General features: G+C 69.7%; 17 protein-coding genes. 10 read left to right on the forward strand and 7 right to left on the reverse strand.

The features are described from left to right. Window positions 1-51 precede the first annotated feature (51 nt). Both AC3WSN_RS16280 and AC3WSN_RS16285 read right to left on the reverse strand, forming a co-directional pair. Entirely contained in the window at window positions 52-516 is a 465-nt protein-coding gene (locus tag AC3WSN_RS16280) for a DUF2852 domain-containing protein (protein WP_192707524.1), read from the reverse strand. 66 nt (window positions 517-582) lie between these two features. Beyond that, window positions 583-1251: a TetR/AcrR family transcriptional regulator gene (locus tag AC3WSN_RS16285; protein ID WP_492539299.1), complete on the reverse strand. Its 669-nt coding sequence runs from the start codon at window positions 1249-1251 to the stop codon at window positions 583-585. Window positions 1252-1511: 260 nt separating this feature from the next. Here AC3WSN_RS16285 and AC3WSN_RS16290 point away from each other — a divergent pair, with 260 nt between their 5' ends. From AC3WSN_RS16290 to AC3WSN_RS16300, 3 genes are all read left to right on the forward strand, one after another. Continuing rightward, complete coding sequence (locus tag AC3WSN_RS16290) at window positions 1512-1808, forward strand: hypothetical protein (RefSeq protein ID WP_492539301.1); 297 nt, start codon at window positions 1512-1514, stop codon at window positions 1806-1808. 126 nt (window positions 1809-1934) lie between these two features. Then, window positions 1935-2327, forward strand: a complete 393-nt coding sequence (locus AC3WSN_RS16295) for a thioredoxin family protein (RefSeq protein WP_192707521.1) — start codon at window positions 1935-1937, stop codon at window positions 2325-2327. 91 nt (window positions 2328-2418) lie between these two features. Continuing rightward, a complete protein-coding gene (locus AC3WSN_RS16300) occupies window positions 2419-3591 on the forward strand; it encodes a glycosyltransferase family 2 protein (RefSeq protein WP_492539304.1) in 1173 nt (390 codons plus the stop codon). Window positions 3592-3813: 222 nt separating this feature from the next. Here the strand turns inward: AC3WSN_RS16300 and AC3WSN_RS16305 are convergent, their stop codons facing one another. Then, window positions 3814-4587, reverse strand: coding sequence for a zinc-ribbon domain-containing protein (locus tag AC3WSN_RS16305; protein ID WP_192707519.1), 774 nt, complete (start codon window positions 4585-4587; stop codon window positions 3814-3816). 180 nt (window positions 4588-4767) lie between these two features. Here AC3WSN_RS16305 and ftsE point away from each other — a divergent pair, with 180 nt between their 5' ends. From ftsE to AC3WSN_RS16320, 3 genes are all read left to right on the forward strand, one after another. Further along, complete coding sequence (ftsE, locus tag AC3WSN_RS16310; protein WP_192707518.1) at window positions 4768-5460, forward strand: cell division ATP-binding protein FtsE; 693 nt, start codon at window positions 4768-4770, stop codon at window positions 5458-5460. Continuing rightward, on the forward strand, window positions 5457-6422 hold the full coding sequence (locus AC3WSN_RS16315; protein WP_492539307.1) for a cell division protein FtsX: 966 nt from the start codon (window positions 5457-5459) through the stop codon (window positions 6420-6422). Before ftsE ends, AC3WSN_RS16315 begins: the two co-directional genes overlap by 4 nt. A 151-nt stretch (window positions 6423-6573) precedes the next feature. Further along, window positions 6574-7356: a YdcF family protein gene (locus AC3WSN_RS16320; protein WP_192707516.1), complete on the forward strand. Its 783-nt coding sequence runs from the start codon at window positions 6574-6576 to the stop codon at window positions 7354-7356. A gap of 147 nt (window positions 7357-7503) precedes the next feature. On the opposite strand, the gene AC3WSN_RS16325 is transcribed toward AC3WSN_RS16320, so the two are convergent. The 3 genes from AC3WSN_RS16325 to AC3WSN_RS16335 all read right to left on the reverse strand — a co-directional run bounded on the left by AC3WSN_RS16325 (window position 7504) and on the right by AC3WSN_RS16335 (window position 9033). Beyond that, window positions 7504-7830 carry a hypothetical protein gene (locus tag AC3WSN_RS16325; RefSeq protein WP_192707515.1) on the reverse strand — a complete coding sequence of 109 codons (327 nt, stop codon included), beginning with the start codon at window positions 7828-7830 and terminating at the stop codon, window positions 7504-7506. Beyond that, window positions 7830-8297: a PTS IIA-like nitrogen regulatory protein PtsN gene (gene ptsN / locus AC3WSN_RS16330; RefSeq protein ID WP_192707514.1), complete on the reverse strand. Its 468-nt coding sequence runs from the start codon at window positions 8295-8297 to the stop codon at window positions 7830-7832. The genes AC3WSN_RS16325 and ptsN overlap by 1 nt, the downstream gene beginning before the upstream one ends. Window positions 8298-8439: 142 nt before the next feature. Continuing rightward, the gene (locus AC3WSN_RS16335; protein WP_192707513.1) at window positions 8440-9033 is read right to left on the reverse strand and encodes a ribosome hibernation promotion factor; all 594 of its coding nucleotides are present in this window, start codon (window positions 9031-9033) and stop codon (window positions 8440-8442) included. Between the two features lie 153 nt (window positions 9034-9186). Between AC3WSN_RS16335 and AC3WSN_RS16340 the strand changes: the two genes are divergently transcribed. From AC3WSN_RS16340 to AC3WSN_RS16350, 3 genes are all read left to right on the forward strand, one after another. Further along, window positions 9187-10755, forward strand: a complete 1569-nt coding sequence (locus tag AC3WSN_RS16340; RefSeq protein ID WP_492539309.1) for a glucan biosynthesis protein D — start codon at window positions 9187-9189, stop codon at window positions 10753-10755. Window positions 10756-10792: 37 nt separating this feature from the next. Next, window positions 10793-12961, forward strand: coding sequence for a glucans biosynthesis glucosyltransferase MdoH (mdoH, locus tag AC3WSN_RS16345; RefSeq protein WP_492539311.1), 2169 nt, complete (start codon window positions 10793-10795; stop codon window positions 12959-12961). Between the two features lie 286 nt (window positions 12962-13247). Further along, entirely contained in the window at window positions 13248-13406 is a 159-nt protein-coding gene (locus tag AC3WSN_RS16350; protein WP_492539313.1) for a hypothetical protein, read from the forward strand. Between the two features lie 29 nt (window positions 13407-13435). Here AC3WSN_RS16350 and AC3WSN_RS16355 read toward each other — a convergent pair whose 3' ends face one another. Continuing rightward, window positions 13436-13636, reverse strand: a complete 201-nt coding sequence (locus AC3WSN_RS16355; protein WP_238195092.1) for a hypothetical protein — start codon at window positions 13634-13636, stop codon at window positions 13436-13438. A 402-nt stretch (window positions 13637-14038) separates the two neighbouring features. Between AC3WSN_RS16355 and AC3WSN_RS16360 the strand changes: the two genes are divergently transcribed. Next, window positions 14039-16360 carry a Tex family protein gene (locus AC3WSN_RS16360; RefSeq protein ID WP_492539315.1) on the forward strand — a complete coding sequence of 774 codons (2322 nt, stop codon included), beginning with the start codon at window positions 14039-14041 and terminating at the stop codon, window positions 16358-16360. Window positions 16361-16397: the final 37 nt, after the last annotated feature.

A 16397-nucleotide genomic window follows, 5' to 3' on the forward strand; every position in this document is an offset into this window, starting at 1 on the left:
TGGTCGCACCGAACTCGGGCCGATCGGCCCGGGCCCGGTGAACCGTCTTGATCAGACTGAGCGCGGCTCGCCGCCCTCGCTGCGGCGCTTAGCCATGAAAGCGTCGAACTGCTCGCGATCCTTGGCCCGCTTCAGTTCCTCGACGAACTCGGCGAAGGCCCGGCTCTCCTCGGCGAGGGCGCGGCGCTGCGCTTCCAGTCGGTCCAGCTCGGCGCGGCGGTAATCGTCGAACGCCGCATTGCCGGTGCTGTCGCGCCGGCTCGCGGCCTCGAATGCACGGGCGAACCGAGAGGCGGGGCGCGCGCCCTCGAAATCCGAGAACGTCCGGCGCGCGCTGTCGCGGAGTTCCGTGAAGGCCGGATAGCCGGCCAGCTTCCAGGCGACCAACGCGAGACCCACAGGCCACCAGTAGATGAAGCCGACGACGATGGCACCGATCTCCAGGGAACGGCGCGGGAACGGGCCGGACCGGCAGAGCCGGCCGGTTGCCCAGGGTGAGGAAGATTGAGAGGTCACGGCTGTGCTCCGCTGTTCATGTGAACGCGGTTAACATGCGGGTGCCGAGAACACCTTTCAAGGGCGTCAGGCGCGGGGTTCGGGTCCTCTGCTCCGTGCGGCCCCGTGGACGAGAGCGAGGACTCCGGCCCGCAGCAGCTCGTATTTGTCCGGAAATCCGGGGCCGCGCGGAAGGTGCCCGGCAGCCGAGAGGGTCGCCAACCCGTGGGCCAGCGCCCAGACCTCCAGGGCGATGAAGCGCGGCGCGACGCCTCCGAATCCGTCCGCGAATGTTGCCTGAAGCGCTTCGACCAGCAGATCGAACGGACTCGGACGCGCGGCGGCATCGCTCGGATTCGGCCCAGCGTCGGGATCCGTCGCGCCGGCCGGAAGCCCCCGGGTCTCGAAGATCGCCGCGTAGTAGGCCGGCTCCTCCTCGGCGAAGGTCAGATAGGTTTCGCCCATACGGGTGAACCGCTCCAGCGGCGTACCGCGCGAGGTCAGCGCTCGTGCCAGACGCTCGGCGAGTTCCGCGAAGCCGCGTCCTGCGAGTTCCTCCAGCAGAGCCTCACGGCCGCGAAAATGGCGATACAGCGCAGCCGGCGTCACGCCGACGAGGCGTGCGGCGTCCACCAAGGTGAAGCCGCCGATCCCCCGCTCCGCGATGAACCGACGCGCGGCCTCGATGAGCGCCTCCTTCAGATTACCGTGATGGTAACTCCGTCGGTCGCTCGGTCCGTCCCGCCAGGGTCGCAAGATCACACATCCTCTGCGCACGCCAGGACACCTCACAGAAGGTCCACCGCGCTGTCGAGTCGAGACACAAGCGGAGATCGGAGATTCGTGAAGCGTCCGTTGGCATTACGGTCGAGGGCCGGGTTTGTTTCGCGCCGCGTCACCGCAGCCGCGCTTGACCGGCTGGCAGGGCCGCAACACTATTACATTCTTGCGTGCGACCGACCGCTGCGCGGGGGTCGATGAGGCATGGTGACCTCTCTGAGGGAAGTGCATTCGGCATGGCGTTCGTGAGCCTCAAGGCGTGGCGAGCCCGCTCGGCAGAGCGTGCCGAGATCGCCGCGCGGTTGAAGCAGGACCTGATCGCCGCGCTGGGGCTCGGCCAGGGCGACGCGCTCGCGGTCAACGAGATCGCCTGCGCCGATCCCGGCTGCCCCGACCTGGAGACGATCGTGCTGGTGATGCGTGCGGGCGCCCCGACCCGCGCCTTGCGCATCCGGCGCACCATGGATGCCGTGGACGGAGACGACATCGCCGCGCTCGTCGCCGAGGACCGGCTCGGTGAGCCATCTCGATGATGTGACGCGCCCGGCGTCAACTTTCATGCGCGGCGGCATCAAACGCTGCATCCTTCGCGTGGGCGTCGTGTACCCTGTTGGCGGAGCCGGCACCCTGGAACAGATGCTGGTCGGGGGAAACGCATCATGCAGAGCCGTCGCGCCGTCCTCACGCTGGCCGGTCTCCTATTGGCCGCCAGTCTCGCGCCCGCCGCGGCCGGGGAGACGAGGCCGTTCTCGGATCCCGCATTCGAGGCCGCGCAGAAGAGCGGCAAGCCGATCCTGGTCGAAGTCAGCGCCCCGTGGTGCCCGATCTGCAAGACGCAGAAGCCGATCCTCGCGAAGCTCGCGTCCGAGCCGCGCTTCAAGGATCTGCAGATCTTCGACATCGACTTCGACAGCCAGAAGGAGCTGCTCCGGCGGCTGAACGTGCGCATGCAAAGCACGCTGATCGCCTACAAGGGCGCGACGGAGGTCGGCCGATCCGTCGGCGAGACCCAGCCGGAATGGATCGAGGGCCTTCTGGAGAAGGCGCTCTGATCGGCAGGGGCGCCCTTCCGGTTCCGTTCATTCACCGCCCGGCATATCCCTCCCGGACCCCGCGATATGACGGGGCCGATGGAGAGATCCGGTGACACGCGCCCGACCCCTTGCGGACCAGAGCCCCGACGCGATCGTGGCCGTGCCCGTGCGCAACGAGGAGGAGCGCATCGCGGCCTGCCTGCGCGCCATCGACGCTCAGACCGGTCTCGCCCCGGGCGGTCTCGGCTTGGTGTTGTTCCTGAACAATTGCACGGATCGCACGGAGGCCATCGTCGCCGATCTGGTGCCGACCTTGTCGATCCCGGTCCGGGTTCTGGTCGAGACGTTCTCGGGGGCGCATGCCGGCTGGGCCCGGCGCCGGGCGATGGACGCCGCCGCGGCCTGGCTCGGGGAATCGGGGAATGCGGGGATCATCCTGTCCACCGACGCGGACAGCCGGGTGCCGGCGAACTGGGTCGCCCGCAATGTCGCGGCGATCCGGGCGGGCGCGGATGCCGTCGCAGGCCGGGTCGAACTCGATCCCGCCGAAGCGGCCTTGCTGCCGCCGTCCCTGCCCGCCCGCGGCAAGCTGGAGGATCGCTACGACGCCCTGATCACCGAAGCGGAGGCACGTCTCGACCCCGATCCGCACGATCCGTGGCCGTGCCACCGCACGGCGATCGGTGCCACTCTGGCGGTGACGCGCGCGGCCTATCTCCAGGTCGGCGGCATGCCGGAGATACCGCTCGGGGAGGATGGCGCCTTCATCGCCAAACTCCTGGAGCACGGCCTGCGGGTTCGGCACGCCACCGACGTGTGCGTGACCATCTCGGCCCGGCTCGCCGGCCGCGCCCCCGGCGGCGTCGCCGATACGATCCGCTCCCGCTGCGAGGAGCCGGACGCGCTGTGCGACGCCCGGATGGAGGCTTTCCCGAGAGCGGTCCTTCGGTATGTCTGGCGGCGGCGGTTCCGGCGGCTGCACGATCGCGGCCTGCTCGGCCGCAACCTGGCCTGGGCGCAGGCCATCGGGATCGGTCCGGCCGCGGCGGAACGGATCGCCGCCCTCCCCCTCGGCCAAGCCATCGCCGAGGCCGAGCGCGCGAGCCCGCGCCTCGTCTACCGTCCCATCGGTCCGCGCCAATTGCCCGGTCAGATCCGGCTCGCGCGGGTCGGCGTGGCGGCAATCCGTCTTGGCTTGGCGGTCTTGAGCCTCGTCCAAAGAACGTGGCGGGCCGTTGCTCCCGGACGCGGGATCACCGACGCGCGCGGCAGCCGGATCTGACCCGGTCAGACACAGCGCGGCGGGACGCGTCAGGCCGACGGCCGGACTGACCGCAGAGGCCGGCGCCGTTCAATCGTGCCGCCACCCGGATCGTTCGCCGACAGGTCTCAATCGGCACGATCGGGCACGAGGCCGCTCGCTTGTAGCGGTCCGCGATCGTCTCAACCTTTCGAGACGACAGACGCGCGGCCCTGACCTGGGATCCGCACCACTTGGAACGCCTCAGTGGTCGGCCGCCGCAACCCGCGGCTCGGCGCCCGCCACGCGGGCGTCGGCGAAGCGCAGAACGACCGCTCGCCCTTCCGTCGGCGGCATCGGGAGACTCGCGCGGAACCGCGCCGTCTCGGCCGAGCCGAGGACCGTCCGTGGTGCCGGGACCGAGAAGGTTCGGATCGGGCGCCCGCCGGCATCCCGAATCTCGACGGCAAGCGGCGCGACCGGCGAGTCGGACCGCGCGACGCCCACGAGGTCGCCCTCAACCACCAGTTCCGGCGGCCGGCCGTCCTCGCCGGGGTTGCTGAACGCCACGACGTCGCGGATCTCGATGCCGCGCAGGTTCACCGGAAGCCCGACCCGCGCAAACAGCGCGGCGGTCTGCGGGACAACCCGGACGACGCTCGTGCGAGCAAGGCAGACCAGGGGTAGCGCCGCCAGAAGCGTCAGGCCGAAGGCGAGGGAGAACGACATCCCGGACATGCCGCGACGGGCCCTCCCGCCCCAAGACGCAGGCCGGGCGGCCGGTTTCACCACCGGGGTCGGGATGTTGGTGGCCGCCCGGACCGAGGCGGTCGCCTCCTCCCAGGCCTCAGCCGCGATTGGATCATCGCTTGCCTCGGCACTGTCGGCGAGCTCGGCCTCGTGGCCCGCGAGGACATCGGCCGGGGTGAGAAACCAGGTCTCGCGGCAGGCCGCGCAGCGGACGGAACGGCCCTCCATGCCGACCCTGTCGGCATCGATCCGGTACTCGCTCGCGCAGCTCGGGCAGGCGATCAACATACGTGTCGGACTCGCAACGCGCGGCCGCAGTGGGCCGGATTACAGATTCGCTGAGAAAGTGTGGCTGAACAGGGTTAAGCGCGCGTGAAATTACGCAGGCCTTGAAAACGCCCGCCCATAAGGCGATTCCCAGGCGATGCGTGGACGGAATACGGCACGGCCTTGAACCTACAGGCGAACATGAAGAGCCTGCTGCCCGGTGCGGAGCGTCCGGTGGTGCAGTTTGAGAACGTCGGCATGCGCTACGGCCTCGGGCCGGAGGTGCTGTCGGACGTGAGCTTTCGCATCGCGCCGCGCTCCTTCCAGTTTCTGACCGGACCTTCGGGCGCCGGCAAAACGACGCTGCTGCGCCTGATCCTGCTGTCGGTGCGCCCAACCCGCGGCCTCGTGTCGATCTTCGGCGACGAGGTCAGCGGCATCTCCGCCAAGGCGCTCACCGGGCTGCGGCGCCGCATGGGCGTGGTGTTCCAGGATTTTCGCCTTCTCGACCATCTCACAACCTACGAGAACGTCGCGCTGCCGCTTCGCGTCCAGGGGCGGGCCGAGACGAGCTACCGGGCCGAGGTGGTGGAGCTGCTGCGCTGGGTGGGTCTCGGCGAGCGCATGCACGCCCTGCCACCGCTTCTGTCGGGTGGGGAGAAGCAGCGCGCCGCCATCGCCCGCGCCTTGATCGCCCGACCGGACCTGCTGCTGGCCGACGAGCCCACCGGCAACGTCGATCCGGGGCTCGGCCGCCGGCTGCTGCGCCTCTTCCTCGAGCTCAACAAGCTGGGGACTTCGGTCATCATCGCCACCCACGATTTCGGCATCATGGACGCCGTCGACGCCCGCCGGATGGTGCTCGGCGAAGGCCGGCTTCGGATCGAGGAATGAGCACACAGGCCATCTCGCGGGCGCGGCCCGATGCGTCCGGTCTCGCGGACCCGGCGGTACCGGCCAACCTGCGCCGCAACGCGCCGCTGGTTCCCACCGACACGGCGGCCGGGCGCTCGCTGGCGGCGGTGATCGCGATCCTGACCTTCCTGGCGGGACTCTGCGCGGGCGCGGCCGAGATGGTCGCGGCGAACGCGTCCCAGTGGCAGGGCGACGTGGCCCAGGAGGTCACGATCCAGATACGGCCCGGGCCTGGCCGCGACGTCGATGCCGATGTCGCCCGCGCCGCCGGAATCGCCAAGGCGGAGCCCGGCATCGCCGAGACGCGGATCTTCTCCAAGGCCGAGGCCGAGCGCCTGTTGGAGCCGTGGCTCGGCAGCGGCCTCGATCTCTCCGACCTCCCGGTGCCGCGGCTGATCGCCTTGAGGCTCGCCGGTGGCCAGGGCGCCGACCTGAAACGCCTCCGGTCGCGGCTTCTCGAAGCGCTCCCGGGCGTGGCCAGCCTCGACGACCACGCCCTCTGGCTGCAGCGGCTCTCGACGGCCGCCAACGCCTTCGTGGGGATCGGGATCGGGATGGTCCTGCTCGTCCTGATCGCGACCGGTCTCGCCGTGACCTTCGCCACGCGCGGCGCCATGGCGGGCAACCGCGAGGTCGTCGAGGTGCTGCACTTCGTCGGGGCCGACGACGATTACATCGCCAAGGCGTTCCAGCGGCGCTTCTTCGGTCTGGGCCTGCGCGGCGGCGCGATCGGCGCCGGGCTGGCCATCCTCGCCTTCGTCATCACCGGGCTCCTTGCCCGGGCCGCCCGTTCCGGTCCGGCCGGCCAGGAGGTCGAGGCCCTCTTCGGAGCCTTCCACGTGGGCCTGCGGGGCTACGCGAGCGTCATCCTGATCGGCGTGATCGCCTCGCTCGTGACGGGAATCGTCTCGCGCATCACGGTGCGTCGCTTCCTCGCCTGAACCGGGATCGCGCTGCGGAGCAGATGAGAAGGCGCAGCCCCGTCATACGTTAACGAATGGGAAACCTTATCGACGCGGTGTGGACGGGGCCGATGGCGGTGCCTCCGGGCCGCCGCAATCGGCGCAGATCCTCCGGAGGATGACCACGCGTATGCTGCGCGCATCGGATCCGCCCTCGACTGACGTCGTCGGCTGGGCATGGCACGAGTGGGCTCGCCCGCGTCGTCCGGTGATGCCCGCCAAGCCGCACAATCGGCGCGCGGTCGCGCTCTGGAGCTGCGGCGTAGGCGCCGGCCTGTCCGCGCTGGCCCTGCTGGCCGGTTTCCTGGTCTTCGTGAACGCGCTGGCGCGGCATGAGCGCATTCCCGCGGACCGGGCGGACGGGATCGTGGCGCTGACCGGCGGCGCACAGCGGATCGGCGATGCGATCGACCTGCTCGCCAGCGGCTACGGTCGTCGCCTGCTGATCACCGGCGTCAACGAACGCACCAGCCGCGACGAGATCGCCCGGCTGAATCCGACCCAGCGTGCGCTGATCGCCTGTTGCGTCGATCTCGACTACCGGGCGCGGAACACGATCGGCAACGCCATCGAGACCCGGCGCTGGATGCGGGCGCACCGGTTCAGCACCGTCGCGGTGGTGACCTCCAACTACCACATGCCGCGGACCTTGATCGAACTCGACCATGCCCTGCAGGACAGCGACCGCGTCCTGCCGCATCCGGTGGTCACCGAAGGATTCGATGCCGACCGCTGGTGGCAGAGCCCGCCAGCCGCCAAGCTCGTCGCCTCCGAATACGTGAAGTTCCTGGCGAGCTGGGTGCGCACCCGGTTCGAAGCGGATCCCGAGCGCTCCCGGGCGGCGATCCTGATCGGCCGCGGCAAGCCGGTGAAGATGGTGGCGGAGCCGCTGATGCTGCGCGGGGTGGATTAGGGGCGATTGGCCCACGCCCGTCCCGAAACGGTGAACGTGCGGCCTTTCCGGACATTCCGCGCGGGTCGTGCGGAGCGGACCACGCTGCCCTGATCGGCTGCGGCGTATCGAAGCCTCAAAGCTGGAGCGGCAGCGTCTCCGGTGCGATCAGCGCCCGTTGCACCGTGCCTTGATGGCTTCCGAGAACTCGCGGTCCGAGCCTTGGACCTGGGCGAGACGCTCGGACCGGTCCGAACCGGAGAGGCAACGCCCGTAGACGCTCGCAACCCGACGCATGGTCTCGACGTGGCGACGCCAGATCCGGCAGTTCTTGGCGTCTTCGCCGTCCGCCTGCTCCAGCTGATCGATGGCCTGCCGCTGCATCGATTGCGCGACCAGGAGATCGCGCGCGCAGGTGGTCTCGCTCTGGGCCGGTGCGGGTCCGGTCCAGCCGGCGGCCAGGACGAACAGAGCGGCAGCTCGGATCCGCGTCATCAGGCGGCCTGCGGTGCCGTGGAGCGTGTCAGGAGCGCGTAGAGGGCGCCGGCATCGCGGGCCGCGCGAATGTGCGCGAGCATGCCGGGCTCGCGCAGGACGCGGGCAACCTGGGCCAAGGCTTTCAGGTGATCGGCCCCCGCGCCTTCGGGGGCGAGCAGCAGGAAGGCGATATCCACCGGCTGGCCGTCGAGCGCCTCGAAATCCACCGGCCTGTCGAACCGGGCAAAGAGACCGAACAGCCGATCGAGGCCTGGAAGCTTTCCATGCGGGATCGCCACACCCTCTCCGATCCCGGTCGAACCGAGCCGCTCCCGCTGAAGAAGCGTATCGAAGACGGGGCGCTCACCCAAGGCCGGCAGGCGCCGCGCAGCCTGAGCGGCGAGGTCCTGAAGCACCTGCTTTTTGGCCCGCGCGCGCAGGGACGGGACGACCGACTCGGGGTCGAGAAATTCCAGAACTGGCATCGAACGACCGTTGCCCCGTCACCCGTCCGCATCGGACCGGGCCTCGTCGCAGGTGCGCCGCCAATCAACCCGGTCGCGCCCCTGCCAGTCAATCGGCCGGGGAACGAGCCGGTTCCGGCTCCGTTCCTCTCGACCCGCGGCGTCAGTCGACGGTGTTCGGCGGGTCCACCCAACCGATCGCGCCGTCGCTGCGCCGATATACGACGTTGACGCGGCCGGTACCAGCATGGACGAAGACAACGACTGGGGACCCTGTCATGTCGAGGGCGGTGACCGCCTCGCCGATGGTGCGGCGCTGCAAGGTCCGGGTGCTCTCGGCGACGATGGGCGGGTGGGTGTCGCCCTCCCCGGCATCGTCATCCTCGTCATCCGGAGCGGCGAGCACCGCGTAAGCGGCCTCGACCGCCGCGTCGTCGCCCCGCCCCGCAGCATGCTGCTTCAGTCGGTGCTTGTAGCGGCGCAGCCGCGTTTCCAAACGCTCGGCGGTCTGCTCGAAGCTCGATCGAGCATCGTGGGCGAAGCCGTTCGCCTCGATCGTCAGTCCGGATACGAGATGCAGCACGCAGTCGGTCCGGAACGCCGTTCCGTCCCGTCGAAGCGTGACGTGACCGGAGCAGGAGCCATTCATGTGCGAGTCGAGATATTTGGATTGGATCGCGGACATCCGTTCCTCGACGCGGCCGCGCAGACTCTCGCCGAGATCCACGCCGTGGCCCGTGACTCGCAACGACCCCATGCTGCCTCCCCCGTTTCGAACCGTTCCCTCGAATTAGAGAGCCGGCTCGCGTGAAGTCAACGGAGCCGGATCGGTTCGGCCCTCCGTTTAAGCCTGGGTTCAGCCGGGCAGCCTGTATAGAGACACAAGCAGACACATGAGACCGAACCCCGCATGACACTAGCCGACGGACCGCCCGCCGCACCGTCCCGCCGCTCCGTGCTAGCCGGTGCGCTGGCTGCTGCCGCGGGCTCGCTGCCGGCTGTCGCGCACGCGGCGGACCCGGACAAGGCACCGGCTCTCCCGGGAGCCGGAGAAGCCTTCGAGGCGAATACACTCGTTGATCTGGCGCGCGCCCGCGCCGCTGCGCCTTACGTCGGTCCGAAGAGCGGCGATGTGCCGGCCGTCCTGAAAAGCTTGTCGCGGGAAGCCTATGCGGCGATCCATCCCGCCGAGGGTCGCACGGTCTGGGCCGATCGAGACCTCGGCTACACGCTGGAGCCGCTCCTGCGCGGCGCGATCTTCGAGACGCCGGTCTCGCTGTATGTCGTGCAGAATGGGCTCGTGCAGCCGATCGCCTACGACAAGACGGCGTTCGTGGCCCCGGGGCTGGCCCTGCCGGACCTCACGGCCGACACCGCCTTCTCGGGCTTCCGCCTGCGCGCACGCTTCGGCGACAGCGACCCACTTTCGGATTTCGCGCTGTTCCAGGGGGCCTCCTTCTTCCGCCTGGTCGCGCAGGGACAGGATTTCGGCATCAATGCGCGGGCGCTCGCCCTGCGGCCCGCCGATGCCCGTGGCGAGGAATTCCCGCTGTTCCGCGCCCTGTTCATCGAGACACCGACGCCTGGGCAACCGGTCGTGGTTCACGCCCTGGCGGAATCGGAATCGGCGACAGCGGCGTTCAAACTGAGCCTGACGCCCGGCCGCGAGGTCTCGACGGCCGCGATCGATGGCACCGTGTTCGCCCGGGCCGAACTCGATCATATCGGGCTCGGGGGCATGCAGGGCAGCTACCTGTTCGGATCGCTCGACCGGAACCGCGTCGATGACCTGCGCGCGGCGGCCTTCTCGGTGGAGGGCCTGGCGATCCACAACGGCTACGGCGAGCCGATCTGGCGGCCGGTGCACAACCCCGAAGCGCTCCAGGTCTCAGCCTTCCTCGACCGGGGGCCGAAGGGTTTCGGGCTGATGCAGCGCGCCCGCGCCTACGATGACTTCCAGGACGATGCGCGACACTGGGAGCAGCGCCCCTCCCTGTGGCTGGAGCCGCAGGACAACTGGAACGAGGGCGCCGTGACGCTGCTCGAGATCCCGAGCGATTCCGAGCTGAACGAGAATGTCTTCGCCTACTGGCGGCCGAAGGCGAAGCTGGCCAAGGGCGCCGAGATGCGCTTCCTGTGCCGCCAGCACTGGTCGAAGGGCTGGCCTGACCCGCTGCCGCCTGAGATCGCGCGGGTCCGCGACAGCCGCTGCGGCCACGGCGCCTCCGGAACCCGTCGCCTGTTCGCCGTGGATTTCGAGGGCGCCGCGCTGTTCGAGCCCGGGGACATCGACGTCGATCTCGGTGCCTCGGCCGGTGCGATCACGCGGCAGGAACGCTTCCGCTATCCGGAGCGCAAGACCCTGCGGATCCTGTTCGAGCTCGATCCCGGCAGCGAGCGGGCCAGCGAGCTGCGCCTGGCGCTCCGCCGCGGACAGGATCGGATCAGCGAAACGTGGCTCTACCGCTGGACCCCGTAACCGTCCGTCTTCTCCAACTCGAGGATCAGCCTCCACCGTGCCACTGGACGAGACACTCATTCCGACCGAGCGCCCGGCTGCGGCAGCAGAGCCCGGCTCGGCCGCAGCCTCAGCCGGGTTCGGCCTGCCGCCGGAGGCGCCCCTGGCCATGCCGATCCAGGATCTGGCGCGTTGGGATCCCGGATCCGCCCGGAGGGCGTCGCGCCGCGTGCGGGCGCCGTGGCTGGCGCGTCTCGCGGTCTTCGGCGGCGCGCTGGCTCTGACGGCCTACGGTGGATGGCAGATGCTGGAGACGGTGTCGGTCTCGGGCAGCCCGACCGGCCTGCAGCTCGTCCTCGTGGTCCTGTTTTGCCTGACCTTCTCGTGGATTGCGCTCGCTTTCACCAGCGGGCTGCTCGGCTTCGCGATGCTCATGCGGCGCGAGCGGACCCTCGATCGTCCGACCGCGCTGCGGACCCGGACCGCCGTCCTGATGCCAATCTACAACGAAGCGACAGCCCGAACCTTCGCGGGTATCGAGGCGATGCGGGAGGCCGTCGAGGCGACAGGACTCGGCCGGCATTTCGATTGGTTCGTGCTCTCCGATTCGACGCAGGCCGACGCCTGGATCGCCGAGGAACGCGCCTTCCTCGACCTGCGCGAACGCCTCGGGCCGGAGGCCCGCCTCTACTACCGGCATCGCCCGAAGAACCACCACCGCAAGGCCGGCAACATCGGCGACTTCGTCACCCGCTGGGGCGGGCATTACGACCACATGCTCGTTCTCGACGCCGACAGCCTGATGAGCGGCTCCGCGGTCGTGGCGCTCGCCGCTGCGATGGAGGCCGATCCCGATGCCGGCATCATCCAGACGCTGCCGCTGATCATCAACCGCAATACGCTGTTCGCCCGGCTTCAGCAGTTCGCCGCCCGCATCTACGGGCCGGTGATCGCGGCCGGGCTCAGTGCCTGGTCGGGCCGCGACGGGAATTACTGGGGCCACAACGCCATCATCCGCACCCGCGCCTTCGCGGAATCCTGCGGCTTGCCGGACCTGGCTGGCACGCCCCCCTTCGGCGGCCATATCCTGTCCCACGACTTCGTCGAGGCGGCGCTGATCCGCCGGGCCGGCTGGGCGGTCTACATGCTTCACCGGTTGCCCGGCTCCTACGAGGAGAGCCCGCCGTCGCTGATCGACGTCGCGATCCGCGACCGTCGCTGGGCACAGGGCAATCTCCAGCACGCACGCGTGATCGGCGCCGCCGGGCTGCATCCGGCGACGCGGCAGCATTTCGCCACCGGGATCGCCGGGTACCTCGCCTCGCCGCTGTGGCTCCTGCAACTGCTCGTCGGTATCCTGCTGGTCCTCCAGACCGCCACCGAGCGGCCGGACTATTTCGCCGGCGCCGGATTTTCGCCGGTCTTCCCACGGTTCGACCCCGTCCGCGCGCTCCAGCTGTTCGGGCTGACCATGGCGGTCCTGCTCGCGCCGAAGTTTCTGGGCCTGATCCTGGCGCTCCTCGACGGGCCGGTGCGGCGCGCCTGCGGGGGCGCCGGTCGACTGGTGCTGTCCAGCCTCGTGGAAATCCTGCTCTCGGCGCTCGTCGCGCCCGTGGCGATGGTGATCCAGTCCGGCTCGGTCGTGAGCATCCTGCTCGGGCGCGACACGGGCTGGAACCCGCAGCGCCGTGACGACGGCTCGATCCCCCTGCGCGACATCATCGCCCGGCACCGCTGGCACATGGCGCTCGGCCTGGTGGCGGGGATCGCGGCGTTCGCGATCGCCACCTCGCTGTTCCTCTGGATGAGCCCCACGATCCTGGGCCTCGTGCTGGCGATTCCGATCTCCTGGGCAAGCGGCCAAGTGGGCCTCGGCCTCGCACTCAAGGATCGACGCCTTCTTGCGACCCCTGAAGAGGCGACGCCTCCGGAGATCGCCGTGCGTGCCGGCGCGCTGACCGCGCGCAACGCCGCGCGGGGGTACGACGAGGCCGACGCGTTGGCGGCCATCCATGCCGATCCCGATCTCGCGACCGCGCATGCCCGGATGCTGCCGGTCGGCCGACCGCGACCGCGCGGCGCGATCGATCCGGACCAGACGCTGGCCACCGCGAAGATCTGCGAGGCGGAGACGGTGGGCGAGGCGCAGGCTTGGTTGTCGCCGAAGGAGCGCATGGCGCTGCTGCACGACCGCGCGCTCGTCGACCGGCTGATCCGCCTGACGTAGCGGGCGGTCCTCGTTCGATCCTATCGGCTGGCATCGGGCGAAAGGCTCGGCGGTCGCCCACAGGCCCGCGACCGGCGGCGTGAGCGTCCGCCACGCGCCGGTTCTTGACGGTCGGCTTCTGCTGCCGCCAACCCTCTTCCCGGCATCCGGCTGGAATGACGCCCGGATCAAGGCGAGACGCGCGGAGGCCCTCGGACAAGCCGCCGCGAAGGCCGTCAGAAGCGATTAACCATTCGCATCCTAGGCTCGGCCCGCCTAGCCGGCCCCCGCCGATCGGACCCCCGCCATGACCCTGCTGCTCGCAATTTTGCTCGTGCCGCTCGCGGCCGCGATCGTTTTGGCCCGCGGCGAGCCGATCCGCACCATCAGCTGCCTCGGTGCGATGGGTGTCGGCTGCGTGATCGCTTGCTGGAGCGTGATGAGCCTGATCCGCCAGCGGGCCTGAACGGCACTGTCCGCAGATTGCGCCTGCGGTCAGAGGAATCCGACTTGGCGCGTTCCGCCCGCCAGCGTGCGCCCGGCCCGGGCGACGAGTTGGGAAAAGGCCAGCGCGGCCGCCGTCGCCTGCGCACGCGATGGAAAGCTCCGCCGCGAGACGAGTACGGTTTCCGCGGTCTCGTTCACGAGAACCCAGGACCATACCGACCGGCCGCTCTCGCGAATTTCAAACTGCACGGGACGCCTGCCTTGACGCGACATGCAAGATGCGAACTTTGCGTCAGTTGGTGACATCACGATGACATGATCGAAGGACGGTCAAGGCTTAGCCTGATCGCCGGAGATCTAGAGGAAAAAACTGGGATCTTCTCCGAAATACACACAGTCATCTTATTGACGACTGCGGCGACGGATCTGAACCGCGTTTGGTAGGCCCCGCCGCTGCGAAAACGCGGGCTGGACCGGCAGCGGCATGGGCTGACTGTCCACAAGATCCCTGGGCATGCGAGATGATCGTGAAGGCGGCCGAGGTTCTGCGCGAAGGTCGGGAGCCTGGTTGACGCGACCGCCTTGTTTCCGACGGCTTGCCGGCACAGGCAGAGCCTCGATCCAGCCGCCGCAGCCTATTCCGGAGACCGCATGAAGCCCGTGAACGCGCGCATCGCCGAGGAACTCGGCGTCCGGGAAGCGCAGGTCGCCGCCGCAGTGGCGCTTCTCGATGGCGGAGCAACCGTCCCGTTCATCGCGCGCTATCGCAAGGAGAATACGGGCGGCCTCGACGACACGCAGCTGCGCGGCCTTGAGGAGCGGCTGTCCTATCTGCGCGACCTTACCGACCGGCGCCGGGTGATCGTCGAGAGCATCACGGCTCAGGGCAAGATGAACCCGGCGCTTGCCGCAGCCCTCGAGGCCGCCGATACGAAGGCGCGGCTGGAAGATCTCTATCTGCCCTTCCGCCCGAAACGCCGATCGAAGGCTCAGACGGCCCGGGAGGCCGGGCTGGAGCCGCTGGCGCAGACCCTGCTGACACGGTCCGACAGGGCACCCGAGCAGGAGGCCCGGCCGTTCGTCTCGCCCGAGCGCGGCGTACCGGAAGTCGAAGCGGCGCTGGAGGGCGCCCGCGCGATCCTCGTGGAACGCTTCGCCGAGGATGCCGACCTGATCGGCCGCCTGCGGACGGATTACTGGCGCGGCGGCCAGCTCGTCTCGAAGGTGCGCAAGGGCAAGGCGGCGGACGGCGCGAAATTCGCGGATTATTTCGACTGGAGCGAGCGGATCGAGCGGATGCCCTCGCACCGGATCCTGGCGCTCTTTCGCGGCGAGCGCGAGGAGGTGCTCGATATCGCATTCGCGGCCGAGGGCGAGGATTCGCCGCAGGGCGCACCCGGCCCCTTCGAGAGGGCGATCTGCCACCGCTTCGGCATCGCCGCACGGGGCCGTCCCGGCGACGCTTGGCTCCTCGAAACGGTGCGGACCGCGTGGCGGACCAAGATCCGGACAGGGATCAAGCAGGACCTGCGCGCCCGCCTGTTCGAACGCGCCGAGGACGAAGCCGTGACGGTATTCGCCAGCAATCTGCGGGATCTGCTCCTGGCTGCGCCAGCCGGCGGCCGCGCCACGCTGGGGCTGGATCCGGGCTATCGGAACGGCGTGAAGGTCGCGGTGGCGGACCCGACGGGCCGGATCGTCGCCGTCGAGACCACCTACCCGCACGAGCCGCAGCGCCGCTGGCGCGAAGCCGTCACGACGCTCGGGCGGCTGTGCCGCCTCCACAAGGTCGAGCTGCTCGCCATCGGGAACGGCACGGCCTCCCGCGAGACCGAGCGGCTCGCCGCGGAGATCATCGCCGAGAATCCCGATCTCAAGCTGGCCAAGGTCTCGGTTTCCGAGGCCGGCGCCTCCGTCTACTCGGCCTCCGAGATCGCCGCCCGCGAATTGCCCGGTCTCGACGTGTCCCATCGTGGCGCCGCATCGATCGCCCGACGCCTTCAGGATCCCCTCGCCGAGTTGGTGAAGATCGATCCGAAATCGATCGGCGTCGGCCAGTATCAGCACGATGTGAGCGAGACGAAGCTGTCGCGCTCCCTCTCGGCGGTCGTGGAAGATGCCGTGAACGCGGTCGGCGTCGACGTGAACACGGCCTCCCCTGCCCTGCTGACCCAGGTGTCGGGCCTCGGCTCGACTCTGGCCGCGCGGATCATCACGCACCGCGACGCCAACGGCCCGTTCCGGACCCGAGCGGCGCTGAAATCCGTACCAGGCTTGGGCCCGAAGACCTTCGAGCTGGCGGCGGGCTTCCTGCGGATCCAGGGCGGCGACGACCCGCTCGACGCGTCCGGCGTCCACCCCGAGGCCTATCCGATCGTGCGCCGCATCCTGCAGGCGACGAAGAGCGACATCCGTGTCCTGCTCGGCAACACGGCGGCGCTCGGCAGCCTCAACCCCGAGACCTTCGTGGACGCGCGCTTCGGCCTTCCCACCGTGCGCGACATCTTCGCCGAGTTGGAGAAGCCCGGGCGCGATCCGCGCCCCGCGTTCCGTACGGCCAGTTTCCACGAGGGCGTCGAGACGATCGGCGATCTTAAGCCGGGCATGCAGCTCGAAGGCGTGGTCACCAACGTGGCGGCGTTCGGCGCCTTCGTGGATGTCGGAGTCCACCAGGACGGTCTGGTCCACATCTCGGCCATGGCGCGCCGCCGGATCGCATCGCCATCCGAGGTCGTCCGGGTCGGTGATGTCATCCGGGTCCTCGTGCTCGGCGTCGATGTCCCGCGCAAGCGCATCGCGCTGTCGATGCGGCTCGACGATCCCATCGAGCCGGCTGCGGGAGCCCCCCGCCCGAGGGAGGACCGCCCCGATCCGCGGCGGGATCGGCCGGACGGGCGTGCGAACGCGGCGCCGAATGGACCGCTCGCCGACGCGCTGCGACGGGCCGCCACCGCGCCGCAGCGCCGCCGGTGAAGGCGGTAAGACAGAGCGCAAAAGGAAACGGCCGGGG

Source organism: Methylobacterium sp. FW102-HT35C08 (genome assembly GCF_058790235.1).